At 64.0% G+C, this 17358-nt stretch carries 11 protein-coding genes; 8 read left to right on the top strand and 3 right to left on the bottom strand.

Annotated elements, in window-relative coordinates; translation table 11 throughout:
• The first annotated feature begins 163 nt into the window (after positions 1 to 163).
• Positions 164 to 1531, top strand: coding sequence for a TAXI family TRAP transporter solute-binding subunit (locus tag EWM63_RS07505; protein WP_130190257.1), 1368 nt, complete (start codon positions 164 to 166; stop codon positions 1529 to 1531).
• Positions 1532 to 1659: 128 nt separating this feature from the next.
• Entirely contained in the window at positions 1660 to 4161 is a 2502-nt protein-coding gene (locus EWM63_RS07500; protein ID WP_130185962.1) for a TonB-dependent receptor plug domain-containing protein, read from the top strand.
• 260 nt (positions 4162 to 4421) lie between these two features.
• On the opposite strand, the gene EWM63_RS07495 is transcribed toward EWM63_RS07500, so the two are convergent.
• Complete coding sequence (locus EWM63_RS07495; protein ID WP_130185961.1) at positions 4422 to 4877, bottom strand: rhodanese-like domain-containing protein; 456 nt, start codon at positions 4875 to 4877, stop codon at positions 4422 to 4424.
• 336 nt (positions 4878 to 5213) lie between these two features.
• On the opposite strand from EWM63_RS07495, the gene glnA reads away from it, so the two are divergent.
• The 5 genes from glnA to corA all read left to right on the top strand — a co-directional run bounded on the left by glnA (position 5214) and on the right by corA (position 11197).
• A complete protein-coding gene (gene glnA, locus EWM63_RS07490; RefSeq protein WP_130185960.1) occupies positions 5214 to 6629 on the top strand; it encodes a type I glutamate--ammonia ligase in 1416 nt (471 codons plus the stop codon).
• 115 nt (positions 6630 to 6744) lie between these two features.
• Positions 6745 to 7242, top strand: coding sequence for a DUF4124 domain-containing protein (locus EWM63_RS07485; protein ID WP_307720835.1), 498 nt, complete (start codon positions 6745 to 6747; stop codon positions 7240 to 7242).
• Positions 7239 to 8360, top strand: a complete 1122-nt coding sequence (gene glnL, locus EWM63_RS07480; RefSeq protein WP_130185959.1) for a nitrogen regulation protein NR(II) — start codon at positions 7239 to 7241, stop codon at positions 8358 to 8360. The genes EWM63_RS07485 and glnL overlap by 4 nt, the downstream gene beginning before the upstream one ends.
• A gap of 59 nt (positions 8361 to 8419) precedes the next feature.
• Positions 8420 to 9904: a nitrogen regulation protein NR(I) gene (gene ntrC / locus EWM63_RS07475; RefSeq protein WP_130185958.1), complete on the top strand. Its 1485-nt coding sequence runs from the start codon at positions 8420 to 8422 to the stop codon at positions 9902 to 9904.
• 327 nt (positions 9905 to 10231) lie between these two features.
• A complete protein-coding gene (gene corA, locus EWM63_RS07470) occupies positions 10232 to 11197 on the top strand; it encodes a magnesium/cobalt transporter CorA (protein ID WP_130185957.1) in 966 nt (321 codons plus the stop codon).
• Between the two features lie 167 nt (positions 11198 to 11364).
• On the opposite strand, the gene EWM63_RS07465 is transcribed toward corA, so the two are convergent.
• A complete protein-coding gene (locus EWM63_RS07465; RefSeq protein ID WP_130185956.1) occupies positions 11365 to 12996 on the bottom strand; it encodes an NAD(P)/FAD-dependent oxidoreductase in 1632 nt (543 codons plus the stop codon).
• A 423-nt stretch (positions 12997 to 13419) separates the two neighbouring features.
• Between EWM63_RS07465 and EWM63_RS07460 the strand changes: the two genes are divergently transcribed.
• On the top strand, positions 13420 to 16473 hold the full coding sequence (locus EWM63_RS07460) for a TonB-dependent receptor (protein WP_130185955.1): 3054 nt from the start codon (positions 13420 to 13422) through the stop codon (positions 16471 to 16473).
• 75 nt (positions 16474 to 16548) lie between these two features.
• On the opposite strand, the gene EWM63_RS07455 is transcribed toward EWM63_RS07460, so the two are convergent.
• On the bottom strand, positions 16549 to 17274 hold the full coding sequence (locus EWM63_RS07455; protein ID WP_130185954.1) for a 16S rRNA (uracil(1498)-N(3))-methyltransferase: 726 nt from the start codon (positions 17272 to 17274) through the stop codon (positions 16549 to 16551).
• Between the last annotated feature and the right edge of the window lie 84 nt (positions 17275 to 17358).

Raw genomic sequence — 17358 nt, 5'->3', positions numbered from 1 at the left:
GGCCTGCAAGCCCTCTCTCCTTCCAGACACCTTTTTCTGGATGAAGCGCCCAGAAAAAAGTGTCTGACACCAGCGCTCCACCGCCGCCGGGTCTCCCCCCTTGCAGGTTCGGCCAAAAGTTGGCATCGTGCCAGCCATGATAAAACCCGTTCTCCGCTCCACGATGACCCGCCTGAAGAAGTTCACCAGCTTCTCGCTGCGCGACCTGGTCGCTTCGGCCGGCCCCACCATCCTCGGCATTGCCGTCGTCTGCATCGTTGCCTACCTGGTCGTCGACCCCGCGCCGCCGCGCCACGTGGTGCTGGGCACGGGGCAGGAGAACAGCGCCTACGACGTGTTCGGCAAGCGGTACCAGGAACTGCTGAAGAAGGAACGCATCGCGGTGGCGCTGCAAGGCTCGCATGGTTCGCGCGACAACCTGAAGCTGCTGAAGGAAGGCAAGGTCGACATCGCGTTCATGCAGAGCGGCACGACCGACGAGGCGGCGCCGGAACGCGAAGGGCTGGTCTCACTGGGCAGCCTGTTCACGGAGCCGGTGTGGCTGTTCCTGCGCGCGAAGGAGGGCGCGCCGGCGATAACGCAGCTGACGCAGTTGCGCGGCCTGAAAATCAATATCGGCGCGCGCGGCAGCGGCACGCCACGCCTGGTGCGCCAGATCCTCGAGGTGAACGGCGTCGACCGCGCGGAGCTGCAGACCACGCAGCTCGACAACACGCCGGCCACCGTGGAGTTGCTGGAAGGGCGCATCGACGGCCTCGTGTTCGCCGCCGCGCCGGACGACCCGCTGATCCAGATGCTGTTGCAGACGCCCGGCATCGTCCTGTTCGACTTTGCCCAGGCCGAAGCCTATACGCGGCGCCTGCCGTTCCTGACCCATGTGACGCTGCCGCGCGGCATCGTCGACCTGGGCCGCGACCTGCCGGCGCGCGACTACCACCTGATCGCGCCGACGGCCACCCTGGTGGCGCGCGACGACCTGCACCCGGCGCTGGTGGAACTGTTCGTGCAGGCCGCAGCGAAGATCCATGGCGGCGCCGGCTGGTTCCAGCAGCAGGGCCAGTTCCCGTCCGCGAAATACACGGAAATCAGGGTGGCCGACGAAGCGGCCAAGTACTACAAGGATGGCGCGCCGTTCCTGCAGCGCTACATGAGCTTCTGGCTGGCGAACTTCCTCGACCGCATGTGGGTGCTGCTGCTGGCGCTGTCCGCGCTGATCCTGCCGCTGTCGAAGATCGTGCCGCCGCTGTACGTGTGGCGCGTGCGCTCGCGCATCTACCGCTGGTATGGCCAGCTGCGCACGGTGGAAGGGGCGATCGAGGAGGCGGTGGAAGTGCCGCCGGAGGAGCGTGGCGCCATCTACGCCGCGCAGCTGGAACGGCTGAACGAGATCGAGGACCGCGTCAACCACCTGTCGATCCCGCTGTCGTTCGCCGACGACCTGTATGGCCTGCGCAGCCACGTGCATTTCGTGCGTCAGCGGATCGTCGAACTGATGGGCGGCGCGGTCATCGCCGGACCCGTCGATACGTAGAACTACCCGTGTAAAAATTACGACAACATTGCGATCAAGGCACTGATTGGATTGACACCCCGTTGCACCGGCCCCGATGATGAGCTCCTTGCTGTCATTCGCTCACATCACTTGCACAAGGGATCAGGATGCACCGGAATACCTTACCAGCCAGGGCATTGCTTGCCGCCGCCATCGCTTCGCTGTTCGCCGGCCACGCGGCCGCGCAGCAAAATCCTGCGCAGCAGGCCACCTCCACCGAAGACAACCAGGCCACCGTCGTCGTCACGGGCACGCGGGTATCGAACCGCACGGTGCTCGACACCACGGCACCGGTCGACGTGATCTCGGCCGACACGATCAAGAACACCGGCGTTCCGGAGATCACGCAGGCGCTGTCCGTCGCGCTGCCATCGCTGAACTTCCCGCGCCCGGGCCTGGCGGACGGCACCGACACGATCCGCCCCGCCACCTTGCGCGGCCTGGCGCCGGACCAGACGCTGGTGCTGGTGAACTCGAAGCGTCGCCACGCATCGTCGCTGGTCAACCTGAACGGCACGATCGGCCGCGGCTCGGCCGCCGTCGACATGAACACGATCCCGACCGGCATCGTGAAGAACATCGAAGTACTGCGCGACGGCGCATCGGCGCAATACGGCTCCGATGCGATCGCCGGCGTGGTCAACATCCGGCTGCGCAACGACCGGAGCGGCGGCGAAGCCACCGTCAGCTACGGCAAGCGCATCACGGAATACGAATTCGCGGTCACGCCGCCGGTGGCCGGCGCGAACTGGGGAACGCAGACCGATCGTGAGCGGCGCGATGGCGGCGTGGCCACCGTCAGCCTGTGGAAAGGCCTGGCGCTGGGCGAGACCGGCTATCTCACGATTGCGGCCGAGTACAAGGACCAGGAGCACACGGAGCGCAGCGGCTACGACACGCGCCAGCAATACCCGCTGGTCAATGGCCAGTTCGATCCGCGCGAAGCAACGATCAACCGCTTCAACGCCTGGTACGGCGAGCCGGAAATGAAGCAGTCGACCGTTTTCGCCAATGCCGGCGGCTCGGTCAGCGAGAACCTGAAATGGTATGGGTGGGCGAGCTACCAGAAGCGCGAGGCGGAATCGGGCGGCTTCTTCCGGCGCGCCCTGCAGGACAACAACACCATCCAGATCTATCCGAACGGCTTCCTGCCGATCATCGCGCCGGATGTCGACGATTTCTCGGCCGCGGCGGGCTTCACGTGGACCCTCGATGGCTGGGACATGGATTCCTCGTTCAGCTACGGCAAGAACAAGATGGATTTCACGATCCAGAACACGCTGAACCGTTCGCTGGGCGCGGCCAGCAAGACCGAGTTCGAGGCCGGCGGCTTTTCGTATGACCAGCTGACGTACAACCTGTCCGGGGTGCGCCAGTTCGACGTGGGCCTGGCGTCGCCGCTGAACGTGGCGCTGGGCGCCGAGGCGCGCCGGGAAGGGTACAAGCTGGAGGCGGGCGAGCCGGATTCGTACCGCAACGGCGGCGTGCTGCTGGCTTCGGGCCTGCCTACCGCTTCCGGTTCGCAGGTGTTCCCGGGCTTCCGGCCGACCGACGAATCGGACAGCCACCGCACCGCGTACAGCGTGTTCGCCGACTTCGAGGCGACGGTCCTGCCGTCACTGCTGGCATCGTTCGCCGTGCGCGGCGAGCATTACTCGGACTTCGGCAGCAACTGGTCCGGCAAGCTGGCCGCTCGCTATGACTTCACCCCGGCCTTCGCGCTGCGCGGCTCGGTGCAGAACGGCTTCCGCGCACCGTCGATGCAGCAGCAATTCTTCACGTCCACGTCGACCAACTTCATCAACGGCGTGCCGTTCGACCTCACCACGTTCAAGCCGAACGACCCGGCCGCCGTGGCGCTGGGCGCGAAGCCGCTGGACGCCGAGAAGTCCACCAACTTCTCGCTGGGCGCGGTCACGAAGCTGGGCCGCGGCAGCCTGACGGTCGACGCGTTCCACATCGACATCCGCAACCGCATCGTGCTGTCGGAAAACCTCACGCAGGCGAACGTGCGCAATTACCTGGTTGCGAACGGCTTCCCCGGCGTGGCCGGCGGCCGCTTCTTCATCAACGGCGTCGACACCACGACGAAAGGCGTGGACGTGGTGCTGAACTACCCGTGGAACCTGGGCGCCGCGGGCCGCTTCGACCTGACGCTGGCCGGCAACTACACGGATACCAGCGTGGACAAGGTGCCGCAGACGGCCGAACTGGCCGCGCTGTCGCCGGCGCCGGTGCTGTTCGACCGCGTCAATGTGCTGACGTTCGAGCAGGGCACGCCGAAAACCAAGTTCACCGCCAGCGGCACGTGGAACCTGGGCCCATGGGGTGCCACCCTCCGGGCGACACGCTACGGCAAGATCCTCACGCCGGGCACGACACCGGCGCTGGACCACACGATGTCGGCAAAAACGCTGGTGGACCTGGAAGGGCGCTGGAAGATCAACGACGCGCTGTCGCTGGCACTGGGCGCGGAAAACCTGTTCGACCAGTACCCGGACGCCTATCCCGCCGCGCTGAACACCACCGGCAACGCCCCGTTCACGAACTACTCGCCATTCGGCCGCTCCGGCCGGTTCGTCTACGCGCGGCTGACATACGCGCTGTAACGACAAGAAACGTTGCTCTAAAAATGGGGACGTACCCCATTTTCTGAGCAACATTTCCTGAAAAACAGGGTACGTCCCCATTTTTTGAGTTACGGAATATGATGCAATTCGCGACGCCGGCGTATCGGTGTCTGACACCGGCTTCTTGGTGTCAGACACCGGTTTTCGCGCGATGTCGCCGATTCCTGAGCGAAAAACCGGTGTCTGACACTTTTCCGGATAAGACGCCCGGAAAAGTGTCAGACACCAGGCACGGGAGCTCAGGCGCCCAGCCAGGGCAAGCCTGCTTTGCACCACCCACCCACGGTCTTGCGATGCCCCTCGGCATCCTTGTCGCCCTCGAAGCCTTCCAGGATGTCGAAGCTGTTGGCATAGCCATGCTCGGTGGCGAGCTTGGCCGCATGACGCGAACGCACGCCCGAGCGGCACAGGAATAACAGCACGTCGTCCTTGCTGGCCACTGTGGAAAGCTGCGGCACGAATTCCGGGTTCGGCACGCCGCCCGGATAAGTGCTCCACTGCACCGCGGCATGCTGCGCATCGGCGATCGCCACGCGGCCAACCCAGTCGCGTTCCGCATTGGTGCGCACGTCGATGAGGCGTACGGCCGGGTTTTGCTGGAGGAGTTCATACGCTTCCTGGGGCGTGACCGCTCCAGCATAGGGCAGACCTTGGCCGCGCTCGCGGGCCTGCTCCAGAATGTCGTTGGTGCTCATTTGGCGTTAATTCCTTGGGATCTGTGTCTAACATCGAAGGCATTTCTGCAGGTAAAAATTGCACCTGGACATTCATGCCACATTTTGGGGCGCAGTGCGCGAAACTGGTGCAAAATACCTGGCGCGCACCAAAATTGGGCGCCCGCAGCGATGCGCAAACTTGGTGCATTTTGCCGTGCGTTTCCGTACGGATGATTTTAGTTTCCGTAGGGAGCAAGATCAATGTAACTCGCTGCATATCCATAGAAGCTTTGTGCTGGCACGCTTCATGCATTACAGTACGCGAGTTACCGCCGCACAATGTGACGGCAGCCCTTTTCACTTAGGAGATGAGTAATGGCACGTACCGCCGAAGAAGTCCTGCAATTGGTCAAAGACAACGAAGTCAAGTTCGTCGACTTCCGTTTCGCCGATACCCGTGGTAAAGAGCAGCACGTGACCGTGCCTGTGTCCCACTTCGATATCGACAAGTTCGAAAGCGGCCACGCCTTCGACGGTTCTTCCATTGCAGGCTGGAAAGGCATCGAAGCATCGGACATGATCCTGATGCCGGACCCGAGCACCGCCAATATCGATCCGTTCTTCGAAGAAACCACCCTGTTCATGCAGTGCGACGTGATCGAACCGTCGGACGGCAAGGGCTATGACCGCGACCCGCGTTCGATCGCCAAGCGCGCCGAAGCCTACCTGAAATCGTCCGGCCTGGGCGACACCGCCTACTTCGGCCCGGAACCGGAATTCTTCATCTTCGATTCCGTGAAGTGGAAGATCGACATGTCCGGCGCATCGGTCAAGATCGACTCCGACGAAGCATCGTGGTCAACCGACAAGGACATCGAAGGCGGCAACAGCGGCCACCGTCCGACCGTCAAGGGCGGCTACTTCCCGGTGCCGCCAGTGGATTCGTTCCAGGACATGCGCTCGGAAATGTGCCTGATCCTCGAATCGATGGGCATCCCGGTCGAAGTGCACCACCACGAAGTGGCCGGCGCCGGCCAGAATGAAATCGGTACCCGCTTCTCGACCCTGGTCGAACGCGCCGACTGGACGCAGAACATGAAGTACGTGATCTGGAACGTGGCGCACAGCTACGGCAAGACCGCCACCTTCATGCCGAAGCCTGTCGTGGGCGACAACGGCTCGGGCATGCACGTGCACCAGTCGATCTGGAAAGACGGCAAAAACCTGTTCGCCGGCGACGGCTATGCCGGCCTGTCCGACTTCGCGCTGTACTACATCGGCGGCATCATCAAGCACGCCAAGGCGCTGAACGCGATCACCAACCCGGGCACCAACTCGTACAAGCGCCTGGTGCCTGGCTACGAAGCACCGGTGAAGCTGGCCTACTCGGCACGCAACCGTTCCGCTTCGATCCGCATCCCGCACGTGGCGAACCCGAAAGGCCGCCGCATCGAGACGCGCTTCCCGGATCCCCTGGCCAACCCGTACCTGTGCTTCGCCGCGCTGATGATGGCCGGCCTGGACGGCGTGCAGAACAAGATCCACCCGGGCGAAGCAGCGTCGAAAGACCTGTACCACCTGCCGCCGGAAGAAGACGCGCTGATCCCGACCGTCTGCGCCTCGCTGGAAGAAGCGCTGGATCACCTGAACAAGGACCGCGAGTTCCTGACCCGCGGTGGCGTGTTCACCGATTCGATGATCGATGCCTACATCGAACTGAAGATGACGGAAGTGACCCGCATGCGCCAGACGACGCACCCGGTCGAGTTCGACATGTACTACTCGCTGTAATGGCGACGCTGCCGGGACATCGATGCCGGTAGCCAATGAGCGCGGGAGGGCTTCGAGCCATCCCCGCGTTTTTTTTCGGTTGTTGTATAGTCGGGGCATGATCGCACGCTGCTCGTTGTTACTGGTTTTGCTTACGGCCACCGCTGGCGCGTCGGCGCAGATTTACCGCTGCACGGATGCCGAAGGGCGCAAGGAATACACGGATCGCCAGGTCCGCGGCAAGGCTTGCGTACTGCTGGATTTGCCGAACGCGGCTATTCCGGCGCCGCCGCCGCGGGAGCTGCCGCGGCCGCGCGCGCAGGGTGCCAGCCCGTCCGCATCGGCTGCCAGCCCGGCGCCGCGTACGAGCCCATCAGCGTTTCCCCGTGTGGACGTGGCTGAACAGAAGGCCCGCGATGCCGACCGCCGCCAGATCCTGACCGACGAACTGAACGCCGAAACGCAAAAGCTTGGCGAGCTGCGCCGTGAATTCAACAACGGCGAGCCGGAACGGCGCGGTGACGAGCGCAACTACGCCAAGTACCAGGAGCGGGTGGCCAACCTGCGCGATGCCATCGCCCGCTCGGAACAGAACGTGCAAGCGCTACAGCGCGAGATCGCCAACATACGATGAAAATTGTGACCAATATCGCCCGTGCCGCGGCTGCGGCGGCGGGCGCCATCCCGCGTTCCCACACGCTCGCGGGCCTCGACCTGCTGGCATCGGCTGTCGTGATCGTCGATGCCGATGGCCGCATCGCCTTCGCCAACGCCGCGGCCGAGAACATGCTGGAAAGCTCGCTGAAGGCCTTGTCCCGCCAGCGGCTGTGCGACCTGTTTACCCATGCGACCGACTTTGAAAACGTGATCGCGCAGGCGCGCGCCCACAAGTTTTCCGACCTGCGCCAGGAACTGACCCTGGAGCGCCCGGCGCGCGAACCGCTGCACGTGCACGCGATCGCCAGCGCGATGGATGAGCCGGACGGCAGCGTGCTGCTGGAATTGCGCGAAACGGTCCAGCAGATGAAGCTGGACCGCGAAGAACGCCTGCTCGACCAGAGCCAGGTGAACAAGGAGCTGATCCGCAACCTGGCTCATGAAATCAAGAATCCGCTGGGCGGCATCCGCGGCGCGGCGCAGCTGCTGGAAATGGAATTGCCGCCGCTGCACCTGCAGCAGCTGCGCGAGTACACGCAGGTGATCATCAAGGAAGCGGACCGGCTGCAGACGCTGGTCGATCGGCTGCTCGCGCCGCACCGCCGCCCCCACATCGTGGGCGACGTCAACATCCACGAAGTCCTGGAGCGCGTGCGCAGCCTGATGCTGGCCGAATTCCCTGCCGGCCTGGCGATCGTGCGCGACTACGATGCCTCGCTGCCCGAGTTCCGGGGCGACAAGGAACAACTGATCCAGACCGTGCTGAACATCGCCCATAACGCGGCGCAGGCGCTGGCCGACCGCATCGAAACAGGCGACGCGCAGCTCACGTTCAAGACGCGCGTGGCACGCCAGGTGACGCTGGCAAAGGTCCGTTATAACCTGGCATTAGATTTGCATATCATCGATAACGGACCGGGCATTCCGCCCCAGATCCGCGACCGCATCTTCTACCCGCTCGTATCGGGAAGGGATGGCGGCAGCGGCCTGGGTTTGACGTTGGCGCAAACCTTCGTGCACCAGCACATGGGCGTCATCGAATGCGAAAGCAGGCCCGGCTTTACGGACTTCCGCATCCTGCTGCCCCTGCCATAAGCCGGGGGGCCGGTGGCTGAAGTGCCTGATGAATCCAAATTGCGGGAAGCACATCACATATGAAGCCAATCTGGATTGTCGATGACGACGAATCGATCCGCTGGGTACTGGAAAAAGCGTTAGCGAGGGAAAACCTCGCCACAAAGAGTTTTGCGAATGCGCGCGATGCGATCGCTGCGCTGGAATACGAGACACCCCAGGTGCTCGTTTCCGACATTCGCATGCCGGGCGATTCCGGCCTCGACCTGCTGTCGCTGGTCAAGTCGCGGCTGCCGGGCCTGCCCGTCATCATCATCACCGCGTTTTCCGACCTGGATTCGGCCGTGGCAGCCTTCCAGGGCGGCGCCTTTGAATATCTTGCCAAGCCGTTCGACATCGACAAGGCTGTCGAACTGATCCGCCGCGCGCTGGACGAAAGCCTGCGCGAAGCCAGCGTGGAATCCGGCCCCGCGGACACGCCCGAGATCCTCGGCCAGGCGCCGGCGATGCAGGAAGTGTTCCGCGCCATTGGCCGCCTGTCGCAATCGAACGTGACGGTGCTGATCACCGGCGAATCCGGCTCCGGCAAGGAGCTCGTGGCGCGCGCGCTGCACAAGCATAGCCCGCGTGCAGCGCAGCCGTTCATTGCGCTCAATACCGCGGCGATTCCGAAGGATCTGCTGGAATCGGAACTGTTCGGCCACGAACGGGGCGCGTTCACCGGTGCCCAGGCCACGCGGCGCGGCCGCTTCGAACAGGCCGAAGGCGGCACGCTGTTCCTCGACGAGATCGGCGACATGCCGTTCGACTTGCAGACGCGCTTGTTGCGCGTGCTGTCCGACGGGCATTTCTATCGCGTCGGCGGCCACCAGCCACTGAAGGCGAACGTGCGCGTGATCACGGCCACGCACCAGAACCTGGAGCAGCGCGTGCGCGACGGCTTGTTCCGCGAAGACTTGTTCCACCGCCTGAACGTGATCCGGCTGCGGCTGCCCAGTTTGCGGGAGCGCCGCGAGGACATCCCCATCCTGGTGCGCCATTTCCTGGTGCAGAGCGCCCGGCAGCTCGGCGTGGAAGCCAAGCGCATGAGCGACGCCTCGCTGGCGTTCCTGCAGAGCCTCGACTTGCCGGGCAACGTGCGCCAGCTGGAAAACCTGTGCAACTGGATCACCGTGATGGCGCCCGGCCAGACCGTGGAAGTGAAGGACCTGCCGCTGGAACTGTCCGAAGGGCAGGGCGCCATGCAAGCCGCGCCCGAGCTGCCGGTGCCGGTGCCGCCCCATGTGGCGCACAGCATGCCGTTCGCCTCCGCCACCGCCCCCGCGACCCCCGGCCCGGACGGCTGGCTGTCGCTGCTGGAACTGCAGGCGGCCACGATGCTGTCCGACGGCCAGCAGGATGTGATGGACGTGCTGGGCCGGCAGTTCGAATCCGCATTGATCCGCACCGCCCTCAAATACACGCACGGGCGCAAGAACGATGCCGCCGTGCGGCTGGGGATTGGGCGCAATACCATCACCCGGAAGATCGCCGAACTGGGGATTGATGGCGCCAAGGAGGACTAGCCCACGGTTCAGCCCGTGTCCACCTTGGGGTCAACCCTCAAATCGGACACGGGCTGAGCTCTAGCCGTCAATTAGCGTCGAGTCCGTGTCCGGATGGGCCTGGAAGGAGTGCGAGCCTGCAGGCTCGCACCGTGCCACAGGCGCGGAACATGTTCCGCGAAGCTGCGGCCATGCAGGGCCGCATCGTTCCGCAGGCGCGGAGCATGCTCCACGAAATCCCTGCGTCACTCCCTGTGGCACCTTCAAGGTGGACACGAGCTCGGCAGTAAGCGGTTTTCAGGTAAGCTCCCGGTGTCACAACCGGGAGCTTATTTTTTTGGACTGCACATGCTGATCAACTGCGTCGCCTACCAGGATGGCCGCAAGCTGGCCGACCTGCCAGTGGCCGACATCAGCGACTACATCGCGCACAACGATGCGTTCGTCTGGGTGGCGATGCGCGACGCCACGCCGCCCGAACTGGCCGAGATGCAGCACGAGTTCGGCCTGCACGAACTGGCCGTCGAGGATGCGCAGCGCGGCCACCAGCGGCCCAAGATCGAGGAGTATGGCGATTCGCTGTTCGTCGTGGTGAAAACGGTCGAGCCGCAAGGGGAGGAACTCGTCGTCGGCGAGATCGACATCTTCGTCGGCCACAACTATGTGCTGTCGTCGCGCCAGAACAGCAGCCACGACCTGATGGGCGTGCGCGCCCGCGCCGAGCGCGAGCCGCACCTGCTGCGCCATGGTGCCGGCTTCGTGCTGTATGCGCTGATGGATGCCGTGGTCGACCGCTATTTCCCGCTGGTCGACGCGTTCGAATCGGAACTGGAGGAGATCGAGGAACGCATCTTCACGGGCACCTCGCAGCGTGACAATATCGAGCGCCTGTATGACCTCAAGCGCAAGGTGATGACCCTGCGCCATGCGGTGGCGCCGCTGCTCGATGCGATCGGCAAGCTGCACGGCGGCCGCGTGCCGGCCGTGTGCGCGAACAGCCAGGAATACTTCCGCGACGTGCACGACCACCTGGCCCGCATCGCCTCGATCCTCGATGCGATCCGCGACACGATTGCCACGGCGATCCAGGTGAACCTGTCGATGATCGCGCTCGATGAAGGCGAAGTGAACAAGCGCCTCGCGGCATGGGCCGCGATCTTTGGCGTGCTCACTGCATTCGCGGGCATCTGGGGCATGAATTTCGAGTTCATGCCCGAACTGAAGTGGAAGTACGGCTATCCGCTGGCATTGGCGGCGATGTTCTCGGTAAGCTTCTACCTGTACCGCCGCTTCCGCAAGGCCCGCTGGTTATAGAAAAGCAAAACTGGGGACGTACCCCGTTTTGAAGAAACATCATCGGTGACTGGCCAGCAGGGTTCCTGGTCGACGTTTTCCTGTAAACAGGGCGGTTTGCCGATGCGGTACGCCCCAGTTTAAATTTCCTGGAAACAGGGGTACGTCCCCAGTTTTTCTGTGCCGCACTATGCGTGGTCGGCGTCCGCCATCGACAGCGCCACGGCTTCGGCCACCTTGATGCCATCCACGCCGGCCGACAGGATGCCGCCCGCGTAGCCGGCGCCTTCGCCGGCCGGGAACAGGCCGCGCGTGTTCATGCTCTGCAGATCGTCGTCGCGCCGCTTGATGCGGATCGGCGACGACGTGCGGGTTTCCAGGCCCGTGAGCACCGCGTCGTGCTTGAAGTAGCCGCGCACCTGGCGGTCGAAGGCTGGGAAGGCTTCGCGCAGTGCTTCGGTAGCGTAATCCGGCAGGATCGTTGCCAGGTCCGTCAGGTGCACACCCGGCTTGTACGACGGAATCACGGCGCCGAACTCGGTGGACGGCCGGCCCGCCACGAAATCGCCCATCAGCTGGCCCGGCGCGTTGTAGTCTTCGCCGCCCAGCCGGAACGCGGCTTCCTCCAGCCGGCGCTGGAATTCGATGCCGGCCAGCGGCCCGCCCGGATAATCCTCCGGGCTGATCGACACCACGATGGCGCTGTTGGCATTGCGCTCCGCGCGCGAATACTGGCTCATGCCGTTCGTGACGACGCGGCCCGGTTCGGAAGCCGCCGCTACCACCGTGCCGCCCGGGCACATGCAGAAGCTGTACACGGCGCGGCCATTCTTTGCGTGGTGCACGAGCTTGTAGTCGGCCGCGCCCAGGATCGGGTGGCCGGCGTTCGGGCCGAAACGGCATGTGTCGATCAGCGATTGCGGGTGCTCCACGCGGAAGCCGATGGAGAATGGCTTGGCTTCCACGTACACGCCGCGCTCGTACAGCGTGTAGAACGTGTCGCGCGCGCTGTGGCCGATCGCCAGCACCACGTGGTTCGTCGCGATGCGCTCGCCGGTGGCCAGTTGCAGGCCGCGCACCTGGCGCACGCCGTTCTTTTCCTCGATGTCGAAGTCCACCACGCGCTGCTCGAAGCGGATCTCGCCGCCCAGCGCGACGATTTCCTCGCGCATCGCTTCCACCATCTTGACGAGGCGGAAGGTGCCGATGTGCGGCTTGCTGACATACATGATTTCTTCCGGCGCGCCCGCCTTCACGAACTCGGTCAGCACCTTGCGGCCCAGGTGGCGCGGGTCCTTGATCTGGCTGTACAGCTTGCCGTCCGAGAACGTGCCCGCGCCGCCTTCGCCGTACTGCACGTTCGATTCCGGGTTCAGCGCACGTTTGCGCCAGAAGCCGAACGTGTCCTTCGTGCGCTCACGCACCGTCTTGCCACGCTCCAGCACGATCGGGTTCAGGCCCATCTGCGCCAGGACCAGCGCGGCGAACAGGCCGCACGGGCCCATGCCGATCACGACCGGGCGCGGCTGGCGGCCATCGCGGTTCACGCCGCGGGCAACGAACTTGTACGCCATGTCGGGCGACGGCATCAGGTGCACGTCGCGCGCGTTGCGGGCCAGGGTGCCGGCATCGTCCGTCGTTTCCAGGTCCACCGAGTAGATCAGCACGATGTGCGCTTTCTTGCGGGCGTCATAGCTGCGCTTGTGCACGGTGAATTGCAGCAGGGCTTCCGCGGGAATGCCCAGTCTTTCCAGGATTGCTTCCTTCAGCGCTGATTCTTCGTGGTTCAGAGGCAGTTTGATTTCATTTAAACGGAGCATGGCAATTCTTCAAGATGGTCTGCAAGGCGCGGGTCGCGAAGGCCGCGCACGGTAACCCTCGATTGTACTCCGACCCGCTTAGCACAGTCAGTCGGCGACGCTGTCCACTTTGGTGCATGCCCCACAACAGACAGGAACCGCACCACATCTGTTCTTTTCTGTATCCATTTCTACACAGCTGTTGTATCTGAGCCGCGAAAAAAACTTTCTCAATTGACACGCCAATTGGCGGCGTGGTCATATTTGTCATCGGGCTACGGTTGACATAGATCAAACCGAGCCTGGTGGGGTCGTCCATAAGCCGACCCAGCACGAATTGTTGGGACATATAAACAGAGCTGTGCCGGTGCTGGCGGATCCGCCAAAACGGTTTCGCCGAAGCTTTTCTACCGAACAAGCTTATTAAATGAGGAAATACAAAAAATGTTGAGAAAAACTGTTCTGGTCCGTGCGCTCCAGGTAGCGTTCACGGCGGGCGCACTGTCGATGGCTGTTGCGCCGGCAGTCATGGCACAGTCGAACGCCGCTGGTTCCGTGTACGGCAAGGTCTCCGCTGGAGATGGCGACACGATCGTTCTGAAGAGTAACGACACGAACCAGACCCGTACGACGACCATCGAACCCAACGGTACCTTCCGCGTCACGAACCTCCCGATCGGTAACTACACCGCTACCCTGCAGAAGGGCGGCAACGCCGTGAGCACCGCGCAGCTGGAAGTGCTGGCCGGTTCGGGCGTCGAAGCCGTCTTCGCGACCGCGGGCATGACGTCGGTCCAGGTGACTGGCCGTCGCAGCCGCATCGACATCTCCAACTCCACCAACGGCGCCACGTTCACGGCCCGCGACCTGGAAAAACTGCCGATCGCCCGCAGCGTCGAGGCCATCGTCCAGCTGGCACCGAACACCACGCGCGGCGACCCGACCTATTCGGCCGGTGCCAGCTTCGGCGGTGGCGGCGCTTCCGAGAACGCGTACTACATCAACGGCTTCCCCGTCACCAACCCGCTGACCCAGCTGGGCGCAATGGAACTGCCGTTCGGCGCCATCGCCCAGGCACAGGTGCTGACGGGCGGTTACGGCGTGGAATTCGGCCGTTCGGTCGGTGGCGTGATGAACATCACCACCAAGTCCGGCACCAACACGTGGGAAGCAGGCGGCCTCCTCTCGATCACGCCGAAGTCGACCCGTGCCAAGTACCAGGATTACTACTACGCCAACACCGGCGCATTCCCGACCACCACGGACGGTACGCTGCGCCTGCGCCGCGAAGACAACCAGGTGCAGCAGAAGCAGTACTCCGCCTATGTCGGCGGCCCGATCATCCAGGACAAGCTGTTCATGTTCGCCGCCCTGGAACAGACCAGCCTGGAAAGCAGCGGCGTCTACCTGGGCCGCACGGCGCTGACGCTGGCCGACAACGGCTGGCGCGACTACGAGACGAAGCAGAGCCGCTACTTCTTCAAGCTCGACTACAACATCTCCGACAACCACCGCGTCGAGTTCACGACGATGGGCGACCTGCCGGAAACCGACACCCAGTATCGTTCGTACGACTACGCCACGCGCGCCGTGGGCAGCACCGTCAATTCGGCCACGCATGAAGAATACGGTCCCTTCAACCCGAACGGCGGCGAAGCCAAGATCCTGCGCTACGTGGGCAACCTGACGGAAGACCTGACGGTGACCGCGCTGTTCGGCAAGTCCGAAGCCGAGCACATTTACGCACCGGAAGGCTACAACCCGACCCTGGCACAGGTCTCGGCACCGCCGGACGTGCGCGCTCCCGGCCTGAACTACAACGGCGGCCAGCCGTTCGACGACGACCAGCCGTTCAACGGCGCGCGCGATGAAGTCATCTCGAAGCGCCTCGATCTGGAATGGCGCATCGGCAATCACACGCTGAAGGCCGGTATCGACAACAACAAGATGAAGTCGATGAACGCCGGCGACCAGCTGGCTGGTGGCGCATTGTGGCTCTACGGCAAGACGCCGACGCCGAATGAAGCGTTTGCCGTGGGCGGTGGCGAAGTGCCTGCACTGACACCGTATGGCGGCCTGGCCGCACAGGGCTATTACGTCCAGCGCAACCGTCGTTCGACCGTGTCGAACGCATTCGCCGGCCAGGATGCGCAATACCTGGAAGACCGCTGGCAAGTCACCAAGGACGTCGCCGTGACCGTTGGCGTGCGCCGTGAAGGCTTCTTCAACGCCAACCAGGATGGCACGAAGTACATCGAGATGAAGAACCAGATCGCTCCGCGCGCTTCGGCAGTGTGGGACGTGAACGGCGACGCATCGTTCAAGATCTTCGGCAGCGCCGGCCGCTACACCGTGCAGATGCCGACCATGATCGCGCTGCGCGGCGCCAACGGTTCGCTGGGCGTCGACGAGTACTTCGTTTACACCGGCACGGACGCCAATGGCGCCCCGACCGGCCTGACCCCGGTAACCGGCGTGCTGTCGGCCAACAGCGAATTCGGCCAGGCGAAAGACCCGAACACGGTTGCCGCCCTGGACATGAAGCCTTCGTTCCAGGATGAACTGACGCTGGGCCTGGAAAAATCGCTGACGCCGGAATTCAACTTCGGTGCCAAGGCCACCTACCGCAAGCTGCAGTCGACCATCGACGACACCTGCGATGGCCGTCCGTTCGAAGCCTATGCCGCCGCCAACAACATCGCCGTGTCCAGCGACTGGCACTTCGCCTGCGCATCGTTCAATCCGGGCGAAGCCAACGACTTCCTGGTCGACTACGGCATGAACGGCAACTACACGAAAGTGCACCTGTCCAAGGAAGCCCTGGGCTTCGACAAGGCCAAGCGTACCTACGCGGCGCTGGACTTCTTCCTGGAGCACCCGTACCGCAATGGCTGGTATGCCAAGGTGAACTACACGCTGTCCCGCAGCAAGGGTAATACCGAAGGCCAGACGCTGTCCGACACCTCGGTCGGCCAGGGCGACGTGGCCGCCACGCAGACCTGGGACTACCCGGAGCTGATGGACTACGCTTACGGCCTGCTGCCGAACGACCGCAAGCACCAGTTGAAGGCGATCGGCTTCTATGACGTGACGCCGGAATGGACCGTCGGCGGCGCCGCCATCCTCGCATCGGGCCGTCCGCGTTCGTGCTCGGGTACCAACCCGAACACCGTGGGCACCGACTACAACTACCAGTCCGCTTCGCACTACTGCTTCGGCGCGACCGGCAGCCAGAACACGCCGTCGCCGCGCGGCACCGTGGGCCGCCTGCCGTGGGAAAAAACGCTGGACCTGAACGTGGTGTACAAGCCGTCGTTCATCAAGGGCCTGGCGCTGAAGGTGGACGTGTTCAACGTGCTGAACGACCAGAACGTGCAGAAGGTGTACGAGCGTTACAACACCAACCAGGCGCGCTACGCGCTGTACGAAGCGCAGATCTACCGTTCGGCTCCCCGTTCGGCACGCTTCTCCGCGGAATACAACGTCCGCTTCAACTGATCGCCTGATCGTTGCGTTGCCGCCAGCCAGCTGGCGGCAACGCAGGAGCCCGCGGAAGCGATTCCGCGGGCTTTTTTACATCCCGCCCCACACCCCGGCCAGCATCGCCAGCGCTGCCAGCGCCGCCGTCTCCGTACGCAGCACGCGCGGCCCCATCGTCACCATCACGGCCCCGGCACGTACGGCCGCATCTTCTTCCTCGTCGGTAAAACCGCCTTCCGGCCCCACCATGATCGTCACCGCCTGCGGCCCGGCCTGTCGTGCCCAGTCCACCAGCGACGACGTTCCCCGCGGCGACAGCAGCAGCCGCGGTCCGCCATCGGCCATGCCGATCCAGTCGCGGAAGTCCGCCGGCTCGGCAATGGCCGCCAGCCGGTTCCGCCCACTTTGCTCGGAGGCGGCCACGACGATCCCGCGCCAGTGTTCCAGCTTCTTGACGGCCCGCTCGGCGGAAAGCCGCACCACGCAGCGCCGGGCGGCCAGCGGTTGCACGGACGTCACGCCCAGCTCCACGGCCTTTTCCACGATCCAGTCCATCTTCGTGCCTTCCGGCAAGCCCTGCGCCAGCGTGACAGGGTAGGGCAGCTCGACGTCGCGCGGCTCGAACGCCCCCAGCTCGGCAGTTGCCCGTTTTTTGCCGACCTCGGTCAGGACCGCCTCGTACTGGCCGCCCGTGCCGTTGAACAGCGTCAGCGCGTCGCCCGGCGCCAGCCGCACGACGTGGATATGGTGGGCGACCTCGGCTGGCAGGTCGAGCAGCTGGCCGGCCGCGAGGGGCGCGTCGATGTAAAAGCGTGGCATCGTGATCTATATAAGTCCAAAATGCACTGATTTTAAGCGGCCGCGCCGGCCTCTGGTAAAATAGCGGGCTACGCAGCCAAGGCG

This window comes from Pseudoduganella lutea (genome assembly GCF_004209755.1).
Lineage (GTDB): Bacteria > Pseudomonadota > Gammaproteobacteria > Burkholderiales > Burkholderiaceae_D > Rugamonas > Rugamonas lutea.
Note: the sequence above shows the minus strand (reverse complement) of the source record. Positions and strands in the feature narration are given on the sequence as shown.